The sequence below is a fragment of the Chryseobacterium sp. HNCC26DJ240 genome (assembly GCF_057180485.1).
This window is the reverse complement of the sequence record NZ_JBXUGK010000018.1, coordinates 1-2,010: the sequence shown is the minus strand read 5'-3', so window position 1 is coordinate 2,010 and position 2,010 is coordinate 1. Positions and strand designations below refer to the sequence as shown.

At 29.6% G+C, this 2,010-nt stretch carries 4 protein-coding genes; all 4 read left to right on the top strand.

Annotated features, from left to right (window positions below; genetic code table 11):
- Nucleotides 1-343 (top strand): hypothetical protein (locus AC2A1G_RS20030; RefSeq protein ID WP_484048648.1); only part of this gene is annotated, 343 nt, incomplete at its 5' end.
- The gene (locus AC2A1G_RS20025) at nt 343-837 is read left to right on the top strand and encodes a hypothetical protein (protein WP_484048647.1); all 495 of its coding nucleotides are present in this window, start codon (nt 343-345) and stop codon (nt 835-837) included. The genes AC2A1G_RS20030 and AC2A1G_RS20025, both read left to right, overlap by 1 nt.
- A gap of 12 nt (nt 838-849) precedes the next feature.
- Entirely contained in the window at nt 850-1,140 is a 291-nt protein-coding gene (locus tag AC2A1G_RS20020; RefSeq protein ID WP_484048646.1) for a hypothetical protein, read from the top strand.
- 6 nt (nt 1,141-1,146) lie between these two features.
- A complete protein-coding gene (locus tag AC2A1G_RS20015) occupies nt 1,147-1,941 on the top strand; it encodes a hypothetical protein (RefSeq protein ID WP_484048645.1) in 795 nt (264 codons plus the stop codon).
- Nucleotides 1,942-2,010 lie beyond the last annotated feature (69 nt).

Here is a 2,010-nt window from a genome sequence, read left to right as displayed (position 1 = left end):
AATGAGTATTGTTCCTAATAAGGAAGATAGCGCCAAAGCCAAAATCCCGGCATTAAACGGTTACATAAAAATTAATGGCAAATTAATTCACCAAAGTATTACAAAAAAAGAATTAGTAGAAAAACTAAAACCAATGCCGGAAGGAAGCCAAATTGTGGGCATGCTTGGAGATCCCGTCTTGATTTATGATTTGGGAGATAAAGCAAAAGATTTTGATCCAAATTTGGATCCCGATGATCCCAAAGTTTTTATCGACATTGTGTTCAAAATAGATCCTAAAACCAAAGAAGAAAAGGGGATTTATTACATTAATTATTATTACAGTTTGAAAGATAAAGATTAATGATGAAATTCCTTTTTTATATATTTTTATTTTTTTTAAACTTTTCTTGCCAAGGACAAGAGAAAAATGAGAAAATAGCTTCAAAACAAAAAGCTGTAGTTAATGCTGAACAAGAGTATAAAAAACAAAACAACCGTTTTGAAATTCAAGGTTATAAACTATTTTACAATGATATCAATTTAAAATCAGATACTGTAGCAGATGTATTCAAAATATTAGGAGAACCATCCATTAATGAGGAAATGTACTATATCGATAAACCGATATTATTAGATTATAAAAATATTATACAAAAGGATAAGGATGGTCATAGATTATTTAAAAATAAGATTACAAATGAAATTTCTAGCTTGACAGAAAGCAATATGGACGAATATAATAAAAACGGAAAAACCATATATGCATTAGATAAAACTGGAGCTACATTAAAAGTTATAAGAAAATACAGAATAATTTTTAAAAAGCATAAACCCAGTTATGTTGCAAGTGATTGAGATTCACTATTAATGCAGATTCCTGTAGTAGAAGGTTTTGTGAAAATAAATGGTTTTTACATCGATAAAAATACAAAGAGAGAAGAATTGGTTGCAAAGCTAAAACCTACCGTAAAAAATGCCGATTTTTTCAATTCCCGAGGAACGATTTCCACTTGGTATTATGCTACGGAAAATGATGAACCATTAACCAAATTTGATCCAAGAATAAGACCTGCTTTTGATGGCTACATTCGAATTGATTATGCATATTTTGATGATGAACTGTATGCGATAGATTACTACTATGACATTTTTGAGTAATAACAGATGAAAAATCTAAGAATATTTTTCTTCTTTCTACTCTGCATCACTTGCAATGGTCAAGAGAAAGATGAGAAAAAAACTTCAAAACCAGATGGTAAGGTGAATGCTGAAAAAGAATTCAAAAAACAAAAAAGCCGTTTTGAAATAAAAGGATATCAATTATTTTTTAATGAACAATTATTAAAATCAGATACCATTAAAAGTGTTTTTAAAATTTTGGGTAAACCCGAGTACCCAAACGACTTATATTATACAGATAAACCTATATCCTTGACTGATGGTACCAGATCCGTAAAAGATAAAGATGGACATGCATTATTTATTAATCGAAAGGACGGCAAAACATATAGTTTAACAGAAGCAAATATTGAAGAATTTAATGAATATGGAAAAGCAATAATGATGCTTGATAACGAAGGAGATAAATTAAAAATAATTACAAAATACAGAATTATATTTAAAAAGCACAAGCCATTTAGCATACCAAGCAAAAGAGATTCATTATTAATGCAAATTCCTGCGGTAGAAGGTTTTGTGAAAATAAATGGTTTTTACATCGATAAAAATACGAAGAGAGAAGAATTGGTCGCAATGCTAAAACCTACCGTAAAAAATGCAGATTTCTTCAATTCACGCGGAACGATTTCCACTTGGTACTATGCTACTGAAAATGATGAACCTTTAACAAAATTTGATCCCAGAATCCGTCCAGCTTTTGATGGCTACATTCGCATTGATTATGCATATTTTGATGACGAACTGTATGCGATAGATTATTATTACACTATTTTGGAATAACAGTTATCTATAAAATGAAGATCCTTTTTTATATATTTCTTTTTAGTTTAAATTTTTCCTGCAACGGGT

What these genes read in the sequence shown, in the direction of transcription:
- AC2A1G_RS20025 (WP_484048647.1), top strand. Translation starts at nt 343, where the DNA reads ATGATGAAATTCCTTTTTTATATATTTTTATTTTTTTTAAACTTTTCT.
- AC2A1G_RS20020 (WP_484048646.1), top strand. Translation starts at nt 850, where the DNA reads ATGCAGATTCCTGTAGTAGAAGGTTTTGTGAAAATAAATGGTTTTTAC.
- AC2A1G_RS20015 (WP_484048645.1), top strand. Translation starts at nt 1,147, where the DNA reads ATGAAAAATCTAAGAATATTTTTCTTCTTTCTACTCTGCATCACTTGC.